Annotated in this window: 13 protein-coding genes; 9 read left to right on the top strand and 4 right to left on the bottom strand. The window is 69.6% G+C overall.

All coding sequences use genetic code 11. The annotated features are described in order from the left end of the window. The first annotated feature begins 158 nt into the window (after positions 1–158). From ACFPFG_RS23205 to ACFPFG_RS23230, 6 genes are read left to right on the top strand one after another with little or no spacing between them, the layout of a single operon-like run. Positions 159–908, top strand: a complete 750-nt coding sequence (locus ACFPFG_RS23205) for a DUF969 domain-containing protein (RefSeq protein ID WP_183019605.1) — start codon at positions 159–161, stop codon at positions 906–908. 1 nt (position 909) lies between these two features. Continuing rightward, complete coding sequence (locus ACFPFG_RS23210; protein WP_183019604.1) at positions 910–1,863, top strand: DUF979 domain-containing protein; 954 nt, start codon at positions 910–912, stop codon at positions 1,861–1,863. A 16-nt stretch (positions 1,864–1,879) separates the two neighbouring features. Beyond that, the gene (pcp, locus tag ACFPFG_RS23215; protein ID WP_183019603.1) at positions 1,880–2,548 is read left to right on the top strand and encodes a pyroglutamyl-peptidase I; all 669 of its coding nucleotides are present in this window, start codon (positions 1,880–1,882) and stop codon (positions 2,546–2,548) included. A gap of 33 nt (positions 2,549–2,581) precedes the next feature. Then, positions 2,582–3,340 (top strand): LamB/YcsF family protein, encoded by a 759-nt coding sequence (locus ACFPFG_RS23220; protein WP_183019602.1) that lies wholly within the window; start codon positions 2,582–2,584, stop codon positions 3,338–3,340. 9 nt (positions 3,341–3,349) lie between these two features. Further along, the gene (locus ACFPFG_RS23225; protein WP_380108440.1) at positions 3,350–4,945 is read left to right on the top strand and encodes a 5-oxoprolinase subunit B/C family protein; all 1,596 of its coding nucleotides are present in this window, start codon (positions 3,350–3,352) and stop codon (positions 4,943–4,945) included. A gap of 49 nt (positions 4,946–4,994) precedes the next feature. Then, positions 4,995–6,722, top strand: coding sequence for an acetyl/propionyl/methylcrotonyl-CoA carboxylase subunit alpha (locus ACFPFG_RS23230; RefSeq protein ID WP_197954988.1), 1,728 nt, complete (start codon positions 4,995–4,997; stop codon positions 6,720–6,722). A 629-nt stretch (positions 6,723–7,351) separates the two neighbouring features. Here ACFPFG_RS23230 and ACFPFG_RS23235 read toward each other — a convergent pair. Continuing rightward, positions 7,352–9,262 carry a bifunctional metallophosphatase/5'-nucleotidase gene (locus tag ACFPFG_RS23235; protein ID WP_312374307.1) on the bottom strand — a complete coding sequence of 637 codons (1,911 nt, stop codon included), beginning with the start codon at positions 9,260–9,262 and terminating at the stop codon, positions 7,352–7,354. Between the two features lie 148 nt (positions 9,263–9,410). Here ACFPFG_RS23235 and ACFPFG_RS23240 point away from each other — a divergent pair, with 148 nt between their 5' ends. After that, positions 9,411–11,930 carry a heavy metal translocating P-type ATPase gene (locus tag ACFPFG_RS23240; protein WP_312374304.1) on the top strand — a complete coding sequence of 840 codons (2,520 nt, stop codon included), beginning with the start codon at positions 9,411–9,413 and terminating at the stop codon, positions 11,928–11,930. A 13-nt stretch (positions 11,931–11,943) separates the two neighbouring features. Here the strand turns inward: ACFPFG_RS23240 and ACFPFG_RS23245 are convergent, their stop codons facing one another. The 3 genes from ACFPFG_RS23245 to ACFPFG_RS23255 all read right to left on the bottom strand — a co-directional run bounded on the left by ACFPFG_RS23245 (position 11,944) and on the right by ACFPFG_RS23255 (position 13,929). Then, a complete protein-coding gene (locus ACFPFG_RS23245) occupies positions 11,944–12,648 on the bottom strand; it encodes a riboflavin synthase subunit alpha (protein WP_380108443.1) in 705 nt (234 codons plus the stop codon). Positions 12,649–12,748: 100 nt separating this feature from the next. Further along, a complete protein-coding gene (locus ACFPFG_RS23250; RefSeq protein ID WP_013800627.1) occupies positions 12,749–13,624 on the bottom strand; it encodes a hypothetical protein in 876 nt (291 codons plus the stop codon). 155 nt (positions 13,625–13,779) lie between these two features. After that, positions 13,780–13,929: a hypothetical protein gene (locus ACFPFG_RS23255; protein ID WP_013800628.1), complete on the bottom strand. Its 150-nt coding sequence runs from the start codon at positions 13,927–13,929 to the stop codon at positions 13,780–13,782. A 196-nt stretch (positions 13,930–14,125) separates the two neighbouring features. Here ACFPFG_RS23255 and ACFPFG_RS23260 point away from each other — a divergent pair, with 196 nt between their 5' ends. After that, complete coding sequence (locus tag ACFPFG_RS23260) at positions 14,126–14,809, top strand: DUF2760 domain-containing protein (RefSeq protein WP_380108445.1); 684 nt, start codon at positions 14,126–14,128, stop codon at positions 14,807–14,809. Positions 14,810–14,811: 2 nt separating this feature from the next. Continuing rightward, positions 14,812–16,677 carry an Hsp70 family protein gene (locus ACFPFG_RS23265; protein ID WP_380108447.1) on the top strand — a complete coding sequence of 622 codons (1,866 nt, stop codon included), beginning with the start codon at positions 14,812–14,814 and terminating at the stop codon, positions 16,675–16,677. The last annotated feature ends 16 nt before the right edge of the window (positions 16,678–16,693 follow it).

A 16,693-nucleotide genomic window follows, 5' to 3' on the forward strand; every position in this document is an offset into this window, starting at 1 on the left:
AGCATGCGCTGATTGTCTTAATCACAATTCGTTTCTGTAAGACAAATTCTTTGTTTTGTTGAACAAAACCAGGTTGGCAGCGCACTCCACGCCACCGGGTTGAGCCTGCGGGGCGGCTTGACGGCCGCCGCGCGCCGGGGTGTGAAGGGGGAATCAACATGCTGACTGACGTCAATCTCTGGCCGCTTATCGGAGTGGCCATCATCGTTGCGGGCTTCGTGCTGCGCTTCAATCCCATGCTGGTCGTGATCGTCACGGCCATCGGCACGGCACTGGCGGCGGGCTTCCCCGTCGACAAGGTGCTCGCCACCATAGGCACGGGCTTCATCAAGACGCGCAACCTGCCGCTGATCATCCTGCTGCCGCTGGCCGTGATCGGCCTGCTGGAGCGCCATGGCCTGCGCCAGCACGCGCAGAACTGGATCAGTTCCATCAAGTCGGCCACCGCGGGCCGCCTGCTCATCGTCTACCTGGCCGCACGCCAGCTGACGGCCGCCGTGGGCCTGACCAGCCTGGGCGGACATCCGCAGATGGTGCGCCCGCTGCTGGCGCCCATGGCCGAAGGTGCGACCCAGTCGCGCTACGGCATCCTGCCCGCCAAGGTGCGCGACAAGCTGCGCGCCTACTCGGCCGCCACGGACAACGTGGGCCTGTTCTTCGGAGAGGACATCTTCGTGGCCTTCGGCGCCATCGTGCTGATGACCACCTTCCTGAAGGAAGCCGGCATCGAGGTCGAGCCCATCCACGTCGCGCTGTGGGGCATTCCCACGGCCATCTGCGCCTTCGTGATCCATGCCTGGCGCCTGCGCCGCCTGGACCGCATGCTGGAGCGCGAACTGGCCCAGTACAAGGCCGGTGTCGAAGCCGACGCAGCCAACGCCAACGCCACCCAAGCCAAGGGAGCCTGAAATGACGCTGACCATCCAACACCTGTACTACCTGGTCGGCTTCGTCCTGGCCGTCACGGCCGTGATGACGCTGCGCGATGCCAGCAACCCCAAGCGCTGGTCCAGCGGCCTGTTCTGGGCGCTGTACGCGGCCGTCTTCCTGGTGGGCAATGAACTGTCGCCCGTGGTCGTGGGCGTGATCGCCGTGGCCATGGCCCTGATCGCCGGCTTCGGCGGCGTGGGCAGCGGCCGCCATGCGCCGCGCAGCGATGCCGACTACCTGGCCAGCGCCAAGCGCCTGGGCAACAAGCTGTTCGCACCCGCCCTGGCGATTCCGCTGATCACCATGGTCGGCACGCTGAGCGCCTCGCACCTGGTCTTCGGCGGCACGCCCCTGCTGGACCCCAAGGCCACCACGCTGGTGAGCCTGGGCGTGGGCTGCGTGCTGGCCCTGGGCCTGGCCTGCTGGCTGACCCGCGAGACGCCGGCCCAGGGCATGCGCGAATCGCGCCGCCTGACCGATGCGCTGGGCTGGGCCCTGGTCCTGCCCCAGATGCTGGGCATGCTGGGCCTGGTGTTCTCGGACGCCGGCGTGGGCAAGGCCGTGGCCTATGTGACCACCACCTATATCAACATGGACATCCGCTTCGTGGCCGTGGCCGTCTACGTGCTGGGCATGGCGCTGTTCACCGTGGTCATGGGCAACGGCTTTGCCGCCTTCCCGGTGATGACGGGCGGCGTGGGCGTGCCCATCCTGGTCGGCGTCTACCATGGCGACCCGGCCGTGATGGCGGCCATCGGCATGCTCTCGGGCTACTGCGGCACGCTGCTGACGCCCATGGCGGCCAACTTCAACCTGGTGCCCGCCGCGCTGCTGGAGATCGACAAGAATGCCGTGATCCGAGCCCAGGTGCCCACGGCCCTGGCCCTGCTGACGGCCAATGTCTTCCTGCTGTACTTCCTGATGTTCCGTTGAGGAACGGACCCCTGCCATGACCGATTCCACTTCCCCGCGCATCCTGGTGACCGGCTTCGAGCCGTTCGAGCAGGACCCTGTCAATCCCTCGTGGGAGGTGGCGCGTGCCTTGCATGGCCAGACCGTGGCCGGCGCCACCGTCCACGGCCTGCAGCTGCGCTGCGTGTTCGGCGAGTCGCTGCGCCAGCTGGAAGAGGCGCTGGCGCAGCTGCAGCCGGTGCTGGTCATCGGCCTGGGCCTGGCGGGCGGGCGCCTCGACTTCACGCCCGAGCGCGTGGCCATCAACCTGGACGATGCCCGCATCCCCGACCACGCGGCATACCAGCCCGTGGACACGCCCGTCATCGCCGGGGCGCCGGCGGCCTACTTCAGCACGCTGCCCATCAAGGCCGTGGTGCACAACCTGCGTGCGCGCGGCATTCCGTCTTCCGTGTCCAACACGGCGGGCACCTTTGTCTGCAACCACGTGTTTTTCGCGCTCATGCACTGGCTGGCCCAGGGCAAGGCTGCGCCGGGCGCGCGTGGCGGCTTCATCCACGTGCCGGCCCTGCCCGAACAGGCAGCGCGCAAGCCGGGCATGCCCAGCATGTCCCTGGCCGACCAGGTGGAGGCCGTGCGCGAGACCATTCGCACGGCCCTGACCGTGACCCAGGATCTGAAGGAAAACGCCGGGCAGCTGCACTGAACCCCGTGCACCGAGACCGGCGAGGAGAGAACGATGAAAATTGACCTGAACAGTGATCTTGGCGAGAGCCTGGGCGGATGGCGCATGGGCGACGATGCCGCCATGCTCGATATCGTCAGCAGTGCCAACGTGGCCTGCGGATTCCATGCCGGCGACCCGGCAGGCATCCTGGAAACGCTCAAGGCCGCCCGCGAGCGCGGCGCCATTGTCGGCGCCCATGTGTCCTATCCCGACCTGGTCGGCTTCGGCCGGCGCAACATGGACGTGGCCAGCGCCGACCTGGTGGCCGGCGTCATCTACCAGATCGGCGCGCTGCAGGGCCTGGCCCGCGTGGCGGGCACCGAGGTGCGCTACGTCAAGCCGCACGGCGCGCTGTACAACACCATCGCCCACGACAGGCGCCAGGCCACCGACGTCATCACGGCCATGCGGGCGATCGATCCCAGCCTGGTGCTGGTGGCTCTGGCCGGCTCGCCCCTGATCGACTGGGCGCGCGACGCAGGCCTGACCGTGGTGGCCGAGGCCTTTGCCGACCGGGGCTACACGCCCGAAGGCACCCTGGTTTCGCGCCGCGACCCAGGCGCCGTACTCCACGACGTGGACCAGATCGCCGCGCGCATGCTCATGCTGGTGCGCGAAGGCGTGGTCGAGGCCGTGGACGGCAGCCGCGTGCGCATTGCCGCCGACTCCATCTGCGTGCATGGCGACAGCCCCGGCGCCGTGGCCATCGCACGCCATCTGCGCGAGCGTTTCGAGCAGGAGGGGGTGCGTATCTCCTCCTTCGCAGGTTGAGGAGCGGCCATGCGCTTTCTACCCGTCAACCGCCAGGCCCTGATGGTGGAGCTGGCCGATCTGGATGAAACCCTGGCCCTGCTGGGCTCGCTGCAGCGCGAGCCCATCGATGGCGTGCAGGAACTGGTGCCTGCCGCGCGCACCGTGCTCGTGCAGTTCGCTCCCGCCAGGCTGGGCGTGGCCGAGCTGGTGCGCCGCATTGCCGCGCGCAACCTGGACCAGCGTGCCGAGCGCAGCAATGTGCTGGTCGAGATTCCCGTGCACTACGACGGCGAGGACCTGGCCGATGTAGCGCAGCTGCTGGGCATCACGCCCGAGGAAGTCGTGCGCCGCCACACGGGCAGCGAGTACGCCGTGGCCTTCACGGGCTTTGCGCCCGGCTTTGCCTACCTCAGCGGGGGCGATCCGATCTTCAACGTGCCGCGCCGCACCACGCCGCGCACGCGCGTGCCGGCCGGCTCGGTGGCGCTGGGCGGCAGCTTCAGCGCCGTCTATCCCCAGGCCAGCCCGGGCGGCTGGCAACTGATAGGCCGCACCTCGGCCCGCATGTGGGATTTGTCGCGCGAGCTGCCTGCGCTGCTGCAGCCCGGCTACCGCGTGCGCTTTGTCGATGCGGCCGGCATGGTCCAGGTGGATGACGCGCCCGCGCCCGCCGTGGCGCAGGCCGCGCCGCATGGAGGCAACGCGCTGCGCGTCAAGGCCACGGGCTTGATGACGCTGTTCCAGGACCGTGGCCGGCTGGGCCAGGCCGGGCAGGGCGTCTCGGCCTCGGGCGCCATGGACCAGGCCGCCTTCAAGGCTGCCAACCGCCTGGTCGGCAATGCCAGCGACCTGGCCGTGCTGGAGACCGTGGGCGGTGGCCTGTCGCTGCAAAGCCAGGGCGAGACCGTGGTCGCCATCACGGGCGCCGATGCGCCCCTGACCGTGACCACCGGGGCTGGCCAGCGCTGGAGCGTGCCGCGCTACCAGGCCGTGGCCCTGGCCGATGGCGACCAGTTGACCGTGGGCCAGCCCGTGGCCGGCGCGCGCTGCTATGTGGCCGTGCGCGGCGGCTTTGCCGTCACGCCCGTGCTGGGCAGTGCCTGCACCGACACCCTGGCGAATGTCGGCCCAGCCGCCCTGACCGTGGGCCAGGTCCTGCCCGTGCGGCCTGCAGACCGCAAGGCCGTGGCCGCACCCGAGCTGCCGCCCGAGTCCCTGCCCACCACCGGGCAGGACGTGGTGCTGGACGTGGAGCTGGGTCCGCGCACCGACTGGTTCACGCCCGAGGCCGTGGCCCTGCTGGCCGCGCAGCGCTGGCAGGTCACGCCGCAGTCCAACCGCGTGGGCCTGCGCGTGGCGGGCGAGCAGCCCCTGGCGCGCGCCGTGGCCGGCGAGCTGCCCAGCGAAGGCACGCCGCTGGGCGCCATCCAGGTGCCCCCCAGCGGCCAGCCCGTGCTGTTCCTGGCCGACCATCCGCTGACGGGCGGCTATCCCGTCATCGGCTGCGTGGCGCCGCACCACCTCGATCTGGCCGGCCAGATTCCCGTGGGCGCCTGGATCCGCTTCAACCCCATCCGCGCCTTCGAGGAGTACACGCCCGGCGCCGGGGAATCGACGAATTGAACGTGGTGGAGCGCCGCAGGGCGCTCCCAGCAACTGAAAGAAGCAGATCATGAAAAAAGTCCTGATTGCCAACCGTGGCGAGATCGCTGTCCGCATCGCCCGCGCCTGCACCGACTACGGCGTGAAGTCCGTGGCCGTCTACGCCGATGCCGACATCGACGCCCTGCACGTGCGCATGGCCGACGAGGCCTATGGCCTGGACGGCGAGCGCCCGGCCGACACCTACCTGAACATCGCCAAGCTCATCGCCATCGCGCACAAGAGCGGCGCCGACGCCGTGCACCCCGGCTACGGCTTCCTGTCCGAAAGCGAAGCCTTTGCGCGCGCCGTGCTGGATGCGGGCCTGCGCTGGATCGGCCCCACGCCCGAGACCATCGCCAAGCTGGGCGACAAGGTCGAGGCGCGCAAGATCGCCCTGCAGGTCGGCGCTCCCCTGGTGGCCGGCACGCCCGACCCCGTCAAGGATGCCGGCGAAGTGCTGGCCTTTGCCCAGCAGCACGGCCTGCCCATCATCATCAAGGCCGCCTTCGGCGGCGGCGGGCGCGGCATGAAGATCGCGTGGCGCATGGACGAGGTGGAGGAACTCTTTCACTCGGCCGTGCGCGAGGCCGTCACCGCCTTCGGCCGCGGCGAATGCTTCGTCGAGCAATTCCTGGACCGCCCCCGCCATATCGAGGCCCAGGTGCTGGCCGACACCCATGGCAACGTGGTCGTGCTGGGCACGCGCGACTGCTCGCTGCAGCGGCGCAACCAGAAGCTGGTGGAAGAGGCCCCGGCGCCCTTCCTCAGCGACGAGCAGCGCGCCCGCATCCACAGCTCGGCGCGCGACATCTGCGCGGCGGCCGGCTACGTCAGCGCGGGCACGGTGGAATTCCTGCTGAGCCAGACAGGTGCCATCTCCTTCCTCGAAGTCAACACGCGCCTGCAGGTCGAGCACCCCGTGACCGAGCAGACCACGGGCGTGGACCTGGTGATCGAGCAGCTGCGCGTGGCCGACGGCCTGCCGCTGTCCATCACCGAAACCCCGGCGCCGCTGGGCCACTCCATCGAATTCCGCATCAACGCCGAAGACGTGGGACGCGGCTTCCTGCCTACGCCCGGGCCCGTGGTGCGCTTCGATCCGCCCTCGGGCCCCGGCGTGCGCCTGGACACGGGCGTGCAGACCGGCTCGGTCGTGCCCGGCAGCTTCGACTCGCTGATGGCCAAGCTCATCGTCAGCGGCGCCACGCGTGAACAGGCCCTGGCCCGCGCCCGCCGCGCCCTGGCCGAGTTCCGCATCGAAGGCCTGTCTTCCGTGCTGCCCTTCCACCGCGCCGTCATCGGCCATGCCGACTTCGTGGGCCACGACGGCTTCAAGGTCCACACGCGCTGGATCGAATCCGACTTCGCCGAGCCCCTGGCCGCCGCCGTGCGCGCCGAGCCGCTGCCCGACGCCAGCCTGGTGCGCTGCGCGGTCGAGATCGACGGGCGCCGCGTGTCGCTGGGCCTGCCGGCCGTACTGCTGCAGGGGCTGGCTTCGGCTGGCGGCGGCGTGGCTGCCGCGCCCGCTGCCGAATCTGCCGTGGACCCTGCTGCCGTCACCTCACCCATTGCCGGCAATCTGCATGCGTGGAAGGTGGCGGATGGCGATACCGTCCAGGAAGGCGATGTGATTGCCGTCATGGAGGCCATGAAGATGGAGATGCAGGTGACGGCGCATCGCAGTGGGGTGGTGGCTTTGGTGGCCGAGGCGGGGAAGGCGCAGGTGCTGGGGGCTGTGATTGCTCGGATTGGCTGATTTCTGTTTGACCTGTTTTTGATTTTGTCGTGCCTCTGGGGGCAGGAGCCGGGTTTCGGCCCGGCGGCCGACCTACTTTCTTATCGCGCGACCGGAGTGCCGGCCATAAGAAAGTAGGCAAAGAAGCGCGCCCCGCACTGTCCACGACCCTTCGCTTCGCTGCGGGCGACCTGCGTTGGGCGGGATGGGGGGGCTGGGGAACAGCCAACAGCCAACAGCCAAAAATGCAAAACAGCCGACGCGCCATCGCTACGCTCGGCTGTTTTTTTCAATGGGGCCGAGCGAAGCGAAGGCCCGCACCACCTCCCCGTATGTCAGCGCCTGCGGCGTGGTGGTTGCGGGGTTGCAGTCCTGCCGAAGGACAGGACTGCTTCGTGATCTGACTCGCTGCGGTTGTCTGAGCGGCGCGCGAAGCGCAAAGCGAGTTCCGCAGCGAACCCCGCAACCGCCACGACGCAGGTTGCCCCGCAGCGAAGCGAAGGGGTCGCGGACATCCGGGTCGCCTTTTCTTGGCCTACGTTCTTTTGGCGAAGCAAAAGAAGGTAGGTCGGCCGCCGGGCCGAGACCCGGCCTCGAAAAACAACCCCCCGGCAGGGATCAAAACAGATCCCTGAACCCATCAGGAAGACTCAGCGCCCACCCTGAAAACTACGCGTGCTGTACAGATCCACCGGCAGCCGCGACAGCAGCGGCAGGCCGGACACCGCATCCACCGGCTGCCTCTCGATGTAGTTGAAGAACACATCGGAATCGAGCACGCCAATGTCCAGACGGCGCGCATCAGGCACGGCCGCCAGCGTCTTGTAGCCATCGCCACCCGTGGCATTGAAGCTCAGCACGAACAGCTTGTAGGTGCGCGCCGTATCCAGCGGCTTCCACGTCTTGCTCGCGTTGTCATACACCTCGATGCCCGACACACGCTGGCCGGCCGCCGCTGCCGCATTCACGTCAAAGCGCAGGCCGCCCGTGTAGGGGTAGGGGCCGGTCGTGCCGCTGGGGCCGTAGACGGCCTGCAGGCCGTCCTCGAGCATGCCCTTGACTTCCGTGCCGGTGATGTCCAGGCGGAACAGCTTGTTGCCGAAGGGTAGGACCTGGATGACCTGGGCGGCCGTGGTCTGGCCCAGCAGCGGGATGCGCACGCCGCCGCCGCTTTGCAGGGTGATGTCGGCACCGCCGTAGTGGCGGTTGGCTTCTTCCAGGTAGGCCTGGGCCACGAGCTGCTGGATGTCGCCGCCGCGCACGCTGACGCTGCCTTCGGCATTGCAGGCGGCGCTGGACTGGCTGTAGTTCATGGTGCCGACGCCGCCGGGCACGCGGCGCGAGCACAGTTCCTGGGGCACGGTGGCGACCTGCTTGAGGTTGAACTGGGCAACCTTGTCCTTGAAGGGCTGCAGCGCGGCCGTGGCCTTGGCCGAGGGCGTGGTCACGCGCAGCACGCCGGTGGCGGCGGCGCTGGCCTTGAGGGCGGTCTTTTGCGCATCGGTGACGGCCTTGCCGGCGATGGTGAAGCTGTCGCCGATCAGCACATGGGGCGTGCCCGTGCACTGGGTGACGCGGCCGTCGGCGTCGAACTGGACCTTGAGGTCGCCGACGACCTGGGCGTACTCCCAGGCCTGGACCACGCAGACGGGGCTGCCGTCCTTGTCGGCCAGGCGCGTGGGGTAGGCGCCGCCGGGCGTGCCCACGCCCGTGGTGTTGAGCACGTCGGGGCCGAGCAGGGTGTGCGAGTCGCCGCCCACGACCACGTCCACGCCGCTGAGCTTGGGCACGATCTGGCGGTCGTACTCATAGCCCACATGGCTCATGACGATGATCTTGTTGATGCCCTTGGCGCGCAGCGCGTCGATTTCGCGCTGGGCCGCCGTGGCCTCGTCCTCGAAGGTGGTGTCGGCATCGGGGCTGGACGATGCCTTGGTCTTGCCCGCAATGGTCAGGCCGACGATGCCGATCTTCTGGCCGCCGCGCTCCACCACGGTGGAGGGGTTCACATAGCCGGGCGCCTTGGCCGCGTTCAGGGCCGAGTTGGCGCCAAAGCGCACGTTGGCGCTGAGCACGGGCGTCTTGCAGCTGCCTGTGCGCAGGCGGTCCAGGAAGGACTTGAGGCCGCTGTCGCCCTTGTCGAACTCGTGGTTGCCCAGCGTGAAGGCGTCAAAGCAGACGGTGTTCATGAGTGCGGCATCGGCCTCGCCGTCGGCGCCTGCACGGTTGAAGTACAGCGTGCCGGTGAGCGCGTCGCCGGCGTGCAGCTTGAGCACGTTGGGCGACTGCGCGGCCAGCTCCTCGATGGCCTGGGTCACGCGCGCAAAGCCTGCGGCGTCCACGGCCACGGCTTCGGCCTTGCCCGTGCCGGCGTCCAGCTGCAGGGTCTTGCTCTTGGACTCCAGCGTGGAGTGGTGATCGTTGATGTGCAGAATGCGCAGCTCCAGCGGCTGGCCTGCGGGCGTGTCGTTGCCGGAGCCGCCGCAACCGGCGATCAGGGCGGAGGCAGCCAGGGCCACGGCCAGCGGGCGCAGGGCGGGGCGATGGGAGGTCAAGGACATGAACGGGTTCTCTCTGTATCGGTTTGTCACGGCCGCCGATGCTGGGCAAGGCTGATGACACGGCGATGAAATCGCCTTGCAGGGGGCTTGACCTTGACATGGTGGCAATCTCTAAAGTGCCTGCATGCGAGAACAAAGGAGTCAGGCAATGAATGCATCGACCAAGGCCGGCATGGCCATAGACCTGCCCGTTCAGGGCATGACCTGCGCCTCCTGCGTGGGGCGTGTGGAGCGCGCGCTCAAGAAGCTGCCGGGCGTGCAGGAGGCCGTGGTCAACCTGGCCACCGAAAAGGCCAGCATCCGCTTCGAGGGCGCGGCCGACCTGCCGGCCGCCATTGCAGCCATCGAGAAGGCCGGCTACGAGGTGCCCCAGTCCAGCGTGGAACTGGAGGTGGAGGGCATGACCTGCGCCTCCTGCGTGGGCCGCGTGGAGCGCGCGCTGAAAAAGGTGGAGGGCGTGCAATCGGCCAGCGTGAACCTGGCCACCGAACGTGCGCTGGTGACGCTGGCGGGCAGCGTGGACATGGCGGCCCTGGTGGCCGCGGTACAGAAGGCAGGCTACGAAGCGCGGCCGCTGGGCGCCAGCGCGAACCCGGCCAGTGAGGGCGCCGCCGCGCAGTCGCCGGCCGAGGATGGCACGGAGCAGCGCCAGGCGCGCGAGCGGGCCTCGCTCAAGCGCTCGCTGGTCGTGGCCACGGTGTTCGCGCTGCCGGTGTTCGTGCTGGAGATGGGCGGCCACATGGTGCCGGCCTTCCACCACTGGGTGGGGCAGGCCATCGGCACCCAGAACAGCTGGTACCTGCAGTGCCTGCTGTCGGCCATCGTGCTGTTCGGGCCGGGCCTGCGCTTCTTCCAGAAGGGCATTCCCGCGCTGCTGCGCGGCGCGCCCGACATGAATTCGCTGGTGGCCGTGGGCACCTCGGCGGCGTTTGCCTATTCGCTGGTGGCCACCTTCGTGCCGCAGTGGCTGCCTGCCGGCACGGTGAATGTGTACTACGAGGCGGCGGCCGTGATCGTGGCGCTGATCCTGCTGGGCCGCTTCATGGAGGCGCGCGCCAAGGGCAATACCTCGGAGGCCATCCGCCGCCTGGTGCGCCTGCAGGCCAAGACGGCGCGCGTGCGCAAGGACGGCGGCGTGCAGGAAGTGGCGATCGCCGCCGTGCGTGCGGGCGACACCATCGAGGTGCGGCCCGGCGAGCGCATTCCCGTCGATGGCGAAGTCATCGAGGGCAGCAGCTTCGTCGATGAATCCATGATCAGCGGCGAGCCCGTGCCGGTCGAGAAAACCGCAGGTGCCGAACTGGTCGGCGGCACGGTGAACCAGAACGGCGCGCTGGCCTTTCGCGCCACCAAGGTGGGCGCGGACACGCTGCTGGCGCAGATCATCCGCATGGTCGAGCAGGCCCAGGGCTCCAAGCTGCCCATACAGGCGCTGGTGGACCAGGTCACCATGTGGTTCGTGCCGGCCGTGATGGCCGTGGCCCTGCTCACCTTCGGCGCCTGGCTGGCCTGGGGGCCGTCGCCCGCGCTGAGCTTTGCGCTGGTCAATGCCGTGGCCGTGCTCATCATCGCCTGCCCCTGCGCCATGGGCCTGGCCACGCCCACCTCCATCATGGTCGGCACGGGCCGGGCCGCGCAGATGGGCGTGCTGCTGCGCAAGGGCGAGGCGCTGCAGACCCTCAAGGACGCCCGCGTGGTGGCCGTGGACAAGACGGGCACGCTGACGCGCGGCCGCCCCGAGCTGACCGACCTGGTGCTGGCCCCGGGCTTCGAGGGCGAGCGCAGCCGCGTGCTGGCGCTGGTGGCGGCCGTGGAAGACCGCTCCGAGCACCCGATTGCGCGCGCCATCGTGGATGCTGCCAAGGCCGAGGATCTGCCGCTGGGTGCCGTGGATCGCTTTGAATCGGTGACAGGCTTTGGCGTGCGCGCCCAGGTGGAGGGCGTGCGCGTGGAGATCGGTGCCGACCGCTTCATGCGCGAGCTGGGCCTGTCCGTCGACGGCCTGGCCGCCGATGCCATGCGTTTCGGCGACGAAGGCAAGACCCCGCTGTATGCCGCCGTGGACGGCCGCCTGGCCGCCATGATCGCCGTGGCAGACCCGATCAAGGACAGCACGCCGGCCGCCATTGCCGCCCTGCATGCCCTGGGCCTGAAGGTGGCCATGATCACGGGCGACAACCGCCTCACGGCCGAGGCCATCGCGCGCCAGCTGGGTATCGACGAGGTGGTGGCCGAGGTGCTGCCCGGCGGCAAGGTCGATGCCGTCAAGCGCCTGAAGGCCGAGCACGGCACGCTGGCCTATGTGGGCGACGGCATCAACGACGCGCCGGCCCTGGCCGAGGCCGATGTGGGCCTGGCCATAGGCACGGGCACGGACATCGCCATCGAGGCGGCCGATGTGGTGCTGATGTCGGGCGACCTGGGCGGCGTGCCCAATGCGATCGCGCTGTCCAAGGCCACCATGGCCAATATCCGCCAGAACCTGTTCTGGGCCTTTGCCTACAACGTGGCCTTGATCCCCGTGGCCGCCGGCCTGCTGTACCCCGTCAACGGCACGCTGCTGTCGCCCGTGTTCGCGGCCGGGGCCATGGCGCTGTCCAGCGTCTTCGTGCTCAGCAACGCGCTGCGCCTGCGGCGTTTCAGTCCGCCGCTGGCGGCAGGGCGTTGAACGACGAAGGCAGTTAGCCGGGCAGCTTGGGGACGTCGATGAAGTCGTCCAGGCTCAGGCCTTTTTCTTTCAGCAGGGCCTCGAGCACGGGCTGCAGGCGGCCCAGGCTTTGCTGCACGGTCTCGCGCACCGTGTCCACCACGACCTGGGTGCTGCGGTCGATCTCCACATTGAGCAGGTCGCCCACGCCCTTGGACTCGAACACGGTCATGCGGCGCGTCTCGGGGATCAGCCAGACCTCGAACCAGCCCGCCTGGCGGTCCACCTCGGACACCGTGAGGCTGGCGCCGTTGATGGCGATGTAGCCCTTGGCGAACACGTAGTGGCGAAAGCCCTCGGGAATGCCGAAGCGGATGCGGTGGTTGGTGTCGCTGGAGGCCACTTCCAGCACGGGCGAGGTGAAGTCCACATGGCCCGACAGCGGATGGCCGCCGATCTCGGCGCCATCTTTTGCCGCGCGCTCCACATTGACGTGCCCGCCCACGGCATAGCCGCCCAGCGTGGTGATGTTCAGGCTTTGCAGCATCACGTCGAAGGTGGCGCGCGTGGGCGAGAGGATCTCGGTCACCGTCAGGCACACGCCGTCGGTGGAGACGCTGGCGCCGATGGCCAGGTCCTGGCAGAAGCCTTCGGGAAAGTCGAGGGTGAAGGTGCGCAGGCCGTTCTGGTCGCGCAGCGCGGCAATGCTTGCCACGGCCTGGATGATGCCGGTGAACACGATGTGGGATTCCTTGGAGCCGCCCGGGCGGCGGCGAAGCGGGTATTTTGCATCGCGGCGCTGCGCTGCGGGGGCGCAGGCCGGCGTGTCCCTGCGGGCATCAGGCCGGTGCCGCTGCTTCTTCCCACCAGCCGCTGAGCAGGGCTGGGGGCCGCTGCGCCGCATGCACCCAGGCACAGGACGGCCAGGCATCCTGCTGCACGTTCATGCCCGCATAGATGCCGTAGCCGGGGCCGGCCGCGATCTCGCCTTCGGCGTGCAGGGTCTCGCCCGCGCGGATGCTGCAGGCCGCACGGATGTCGCCCAGCGCACGCATGCCCCAGTCCACCTCGATGTGGCTGCCGCCTTCCACGTCGGCGCCGGCGTACAGGCCGTGGCCCAGCTCGATCAGGCCGCTGGCGCGGATGCTGCCGCCCGCGCGCAGGCCCTTGCCGCAGCGGATGGCGCCCTGCACCTCGATGTCCTGGCCGGCCTGGGCGCCGCCGGCCAGGCGCAGGTCGGCGCCGCAGCGCAGCTCCCAGCCCGCGCGCACGTCCTCGGCGCGCAGTTCCTCGTGCACGTCCACGCTCCAGGCGGCCTTGACCAGGCCACCGGCCTGCAGCGGCCCGCTGCAGAAGATGGCGCCTCCGCTGTGCAGGTCCTGGCCGGCCTCGATGCGGCCCGCGTGGATGCCGGCGCCGGCCTGCAGCGTGCGGCCCACGGCCAGCAGGCCGGGCACGCGCAGCTCGCCATGCACGACGACGCTGCCCGCGAAGACCAGGGCATCGGCCTCCAGGTGATCGACCTCCAGCACGGCGTCGGTGGGGCCGAACTGGTTCATGAGCCAGCGCGCGTCCTCGACGCGGCCATCGCCCACCAGGGCATCGAGCACGCGCTGGTAGTCGTTGCCGTCATGGCGGTTGCGCACGAACCAGCGAAAGCCCGCCGCGCAGGGGCTTTTGGCGCGCAGAAAGTTTTGGGAGAGTTCCATGTCCATCATCGGCTCCGGGGTCAGGGCGGCTGCGCCATGCGGCGGCGCGGCCGAAAAGGCGTGCAGGCCAGGGAGATGCGGGGCGTGGGCCGGCAGCTCCTGGCATGCGCTTCGCATGCGGGATTCGCTGCGGGGGCCGTGCGGGAAGCTGGGGGTGGACCTCAGGCTTTCCGCACGGCGGCGGAAAGCAGGGCCGTGAAGCCGCACAGGCTGATGAAGGCCGTGGGCACACCGTGCACGCGCTGGGGCCGCTGCGCGCGCAAGGCGGTGCAGCGGGTCGGGGCGTGGCGGAAAAGGCGTGTATGGGCCATGGACAGGGGCAGGAGCAGCCGCGATTATGCCGCGAGGCCATTTGCGCACGGGGGCATGGGGCCGTGTACAGGACGGGGCTTCGTTGCTTTGGGTAACATCACGGACCCTGCGGGCGCCCGGTGGAGGACCATCGGCGCCCGGTTGCCCTGCTGCGCGGCGATCGGCCCGGCAGGGTCCTCTCGCCAAGAGAAGCCCATGAATTCCAAGACTCCCCCCTCGTTCCTGAGCCGCATCGCCATCGCGATCGGCAGTTTCTTCGCCATCCTCGGCAACGGCCGCCTGGCCGCCGATGTGTCCCGCCTGCGCGACGGCGAGCCGCTGGCCGCCGACGTGTCGCCGCCCGCACCCAAGGAGGTGCGCGTGGAGGTGCCCGTGGACCGGATCGTCGAGGTCCGCGTCGAGGTGCCGGTCGAGAAGGTGGTCGAGAAAGTGGTTGAAAAGCGCGTCGAGGTGCCGGTAGAGAAGATCGTCGAAAAGACCATCGTGGAGCCGGCCGCACCCGCTGGCACAGCCGCCCTGCAGCTGCTGGGCCTGCTGCAGCGCGAGGCCCGCTTCGTGGACTTCGTGCAGGAAGACGTGGCCGGCTACGCCGACGCCGAGATCGGCGCCGCCGCGCGCGTGGTGCACGAAGGCTGCCGCAAGGTGCTGCGCGAGCATTTCAGCATCGCCCCCGTGCGTGCCGAGGCCGAAGGCAGCCGCGTCACGCTGGCCGCAGGCTTTGATGCCGCCGCCGTGCGCCTGACGGGCAACGTGGTCGGCCAGGCACCCTTCACGGGCACGCTGGGCCACCGCGGCTGGCGCGTGGACGATGTGCGCCTGCCCCAGCTCACCGATCACAAGGCTGCCGCCATCGTGGCCCAGGCCGAGGTGGAGCTGTGAGCATGGACCAGTCCCGTCAATCCTCCCAGGCGCGCTACAGCATAGGCATCGACCTGGGCACCACGCATTGCGCGCTCTCCTATGTGGACCGCCAGGCCAGCGATGGCGAGAAGGTGGAGCAGGGCGTGCTGGACATTCCCCAGCTCACCGGCCCCTCCAGCGTGGAGGCACGCCCGCTGCTGCCGTCCTTCCTGTACCTGCCGCATGAAAGCGAGCTGACAGCCGCCGACATGGCCCTGCCCTGGGGCGCCAGCCAGGACTTCGTGGTGGGCGAGTTCGCGCGATCGCGCGGCGCGGCCACGCCGATCCGGCTTGTCTCCAGCGCCAAGAGCTGGCTGTGCCATCCGGGCGTGGACCGCCGCTCGCCCCTGCTGCCGGCCGATGCGCCCGAGGAGGTGCATCGCGTCTCGCCGCTGACCGCCTCCATCCGCTACCTGTCGCACCTGCGCTGGGCCTGGGAGCAGGCCCATCCCGAGGCGCCGTTCGATGCCCAGGACGTGACGGTGACCATTCCCGCCTCGTTCGACCCGGCCGCGCGCGAGCTGACGGCCGAGGCCTGCCGCGCCGCGGGCTTCCAGAAGCTCACGCTGCTGGAGGAACCCCAGGCTGCGCTGTACAGCTGGATCCAGGCCAGCGGCGGCCAGTGGCGCAAGCAGGTGCAAAGCGGCGAGATCATCCTCGTCGTGGACGTGGGCGGCGGCACTACCGACCTGTCGCTGATCGCCGTGCTGGAAAAGGACGGCGGCCTGGAACTGCAGCGCGTGGCCGTGGGCGAGCACATCCTGCTGGGCGGCGACAACATGGACCTGGCCCTGGCCTACGGCGTGGCCCGCAAGCTGGCCCAGGAGGGCAGGCAGCTCGACGCCTGGCAGACCCGCGCCCTGGCCCATGGCTGCCGCCAGGCCAAGGAGCAACTGCTGGCCGATGCCACTCTGCAGTCCGTGCCCGTGGTCGTGCCCAGCCGGGGCAGCAAGCTCATCGGCGGCAGCATCCGCACCGAGGTCACGCGTGACGAGGTGCTGCAGATGCTGGTGGAAGGTTTCTTCCCGCGCGCAGCCGTCTCCGACAAGCCCCAGACCCGCGCGCGCGCCGCGCTGACCCAGCTGGGCCTGCCCTATGCGCAGGACGCGGCCGTCACGCGCCACCTGGCGGCCTTCCTCTCGCGCCAGGCCGGCGCCACCGAGCAGATCGAAGGCCTCAAGGGCACGCAGCCCGAGGGCGCGTCCTTCCTGCATCCCTCGGCCATCCTGTTCAATGGCGGCGTGCTCAAGGCGCCGCAGATCGAGCAGCGCATCCTGGAAGTCGTCAACGGCTGGCTGGCCGGCGAGGGCGCGCAACCCGCGCGCCTGCTGGATGGCGCCAACCTGGACCTGGCCGTGGCACGCGGCGCCGCCTACTTCGGCCATGTGGCGGCTGCGGGCCGTGGCGTGCGCATCCGTGGCGGCACGGCGCAGAGCTATTACGTGGGCGTGGAAAGCAACATGCCCGCCATCCCCGGCATGGAGCCGCCCATCTCGGCCCTGTGCCTGGCGCCCTTCGGCATGGAAGAGGGCACCGAGGTGGCGCTGGACACGCAGGAATTCGGCCTGGTCGTGGGCGAGCCCGTGCGCCTGCGCTTCTTCGGCTCCTCCGTGCGCCGGGCCGACCAGGTCGGCACCGTGCTGGACTTCTGGGGTCCCGAGGAACTGGTCGAGCTGCAGGAGATCGAGGCCCACCTGCCCGCCGAAGGCCGTGCGCCCGGCGAGATCGTGCCCGTCACCCTGCATGCGCGCGTGACCGACATCGGCACGCTGGAACTCAACGCCGTGCCCGTGGGTGGCGAAGAACGCTGGAAGGTGGAGTTCGACGTGCGGGCCGATGTAGCGTAGCCCGCCCCGGCGGCAG

This window comes from Delftia deserti, from assembly GCF_042653485.1.
Taxonomy (GTDB): Bacteria; Pseudomonadota; Gammaproteobacteria; order Burkholderiales; family Burkholderiaceae_C; genus Comamonas; species Comamonas acidovorans.

Bases quoted from the DNA above. Each gene is read 5' to 3' on its own strand.
- ACFPFG_RS23265 (WP_380108447.1), top strand. From the start codon at position 14,812: ATGGACCAGTCCCGTCAATCCTCCCAGGCGCGCTACAGCATAGGCATC.
- ACFPFG_RS23240 (WP_312374304.1), top strand. From the start codon at position 9,411: ATGAATGCATCGACCAAGGCCGGCATGGCCATAGACCTGCCCGTTCAG.
- ACFPFG_RS23220 (WP_183019602.1), top strand. From the start codon at position 2,582: ATGAAAATTGACCTGAACAGTGATCTTGGCGAGAGCCTGGGCGGATGG.
- pcp (WP_183019603.1), top strand. From the start codon at position 1,880: ATGACCGATTCCACTTCCCCGCGCATCCTGGTGACCGGCTTCGAGCCG.
- ACFPFG_RS23250 (WP_013800627.1), bottom strand. From the start codon at position 13,624: ATGGACATGGAACTCTCCCAAAACTTTCTGCGCGCCAAAAGCCCCTGC.
- ACFPFG_RS23235 (WP_312374307.1), bottom strand. From the start codon at position 9,262: ATGTCCTTGACCTCCCATCGCCCCGCCCTGCGCCCGCTGGCCGTGGCC.
- ACFPFG_RS23230 (WP_197954988.1), top strand. From the start codon at position 4,995: ATGAAAAAAGTCCTGATTGCCAACCGTGGCGAGATCGCTGTCCGCATC.
- ACFPFG_RS23205 (WP_183019605.1), top strand. From the start codon at position 159: ATGCTGACTGACGTCAATCTCTGGCCGCTTATCGGAGTGGCCATCATC.
- ACFPFG_RS23255 (WP_013800628.1), bottom strand. From the start codon at position 13,929: ATGGCCCATACACGCCTTTTCCGCCACGCCCCGACCCGCTGCACCGCC.
- ACFPFG_RS23210 (WP_183019604.1), top strand. From the start codon at position 910: ATGACGCTGACCATCCAACACCTGTACTACCTGGTCGGCTTCGTCCTG.
- ACFPFG_RS23225 (WP_380108440.1), top strand. From the start codon at position 3,350: ATGCGCTTTCTACCCGTCAACCGCCAGGCCCTGATGGTGGAGCTGGCC.
- ACFPFG_RS23260 (WP_380108445.1), top strand. From the start codon at position 14,126: ATGAATTCCAAGACTCCCCCCTCGTTCCTGAGCCGCATCGCCATCGCG.